We start from the raw sequence: 1,073 nt of genomic DNA, 5'->3' as shown, positions 1-1,073 counted from the left end.
GGATATGTTGTATGTGGATTTGATGCTTTGCTGCCCATTCCATGAGTCTGCCACTGACGAGTTCGGGCCCATAGTACATGCAGAATGGTAGTCAGCCGCAGCAATTTAAGCCATGCTGGTGATTGCGAGATCATCAATAAGGAGTATTGCTATGGCTGACCACTTAAACAATAAACCCTTTGGGGCATGGATTGCAATCGATATTGCCAAGGACTTTAATGCCGTGTTAAGCGAGACCAAGGCGGGTAAAAGGCAGCATTTTCGGATGGCTAATTCTGCTGCCGATCATGATCGTTTTATTGCTTTTCTAAAGGGCTTACCGCCGCCTTGCATTATTGGGTTTGAGGCAACCGGCAATTACCACCGCGTATTAGGGCATCGCTTGGTAGCGGCGGGGTTTGAAGTCTGTTTTATTTCCTCGGTAGCTAGTGCCCGGTACAGAGAGGTGATGTTCAACTCCTGGGATAAAAATGACCCCAAGGATGCTGCAGTGCTTTTAGAGCTGCTTAAGCAAGGGATTATTCAACGTTATGTTGACCCATTAATTGCAGGGCATCATGATCTCCAAGAGTTATCTAAAACCTACTATCAAGTGACCTTGAGTCGCACGCGCTTACAGCATTCCATCCTCACTCATTACCTGCCACTATATTTTCCGGAGATGGGTAAATGGTGGAACAGTACTCGCGCAGACTGGTGGATTAATTATCTTTTGCACTTCCCCATCCCTAGCGCAGTAACGAAGCACTCTCAAGAAGCGTTTTGCCAGATTGCCAGCCCTGTCATTGGCCGCAAGGTTAATAAAGCGGCTAAGCTTATTGAGCTCTATGAGACCGCCTTGCATAGCATTGGACTACCTGTTGAGGCAGATTCCTTGGCTTGCAAAACCTTTCAAATACAACTGAGACGCTATCAAGAGATCAATGCTTGTCGCAAGCAATTAGAAGAGACAGCTCAAGCAGTATTGGCCGATAACCCGGATTCTGCCATCTTGCAAAGTGTGCCGGGGATTGGCCCGATTAATGCCCTAACGATTCTGGCGGAAGGCGGGGATCTACGTCGCTTTAGCCATC

1 protein-coding gene is annotated in these 1,073 nt (G+C 47.6%); it reads left to right on the top strand.

Annotation, left to right across the window (positions count from 1 at the left end; translation table 11 throughout):
• Positions 1–151: 151 nt before the first annotated feature.
• On the top strand, positions 152–1,073 hold a 922-nt coding region (locus BOQ04_RS08655; RefSeq protein ID WP_076024352.1), incomplete at its 3' end, for an IS110 family transposase.

The sequence above is a fragment of the Polynucleobacter sphagniphilus genome, assembly GCF_001953355.1.
GTDB classification, from domain to species: Bacteria; Pseudomonadota; Gammaproteobacteria; order Burkholderiales; family Burkholderiaceae; genus Polynucleobacter; species Polynucleobacter sphagniphilus.
Note: the sequence above shows the minus strand (reverse complement) of the source record. Positions and strands in the feature narration are given on the sequence as shown.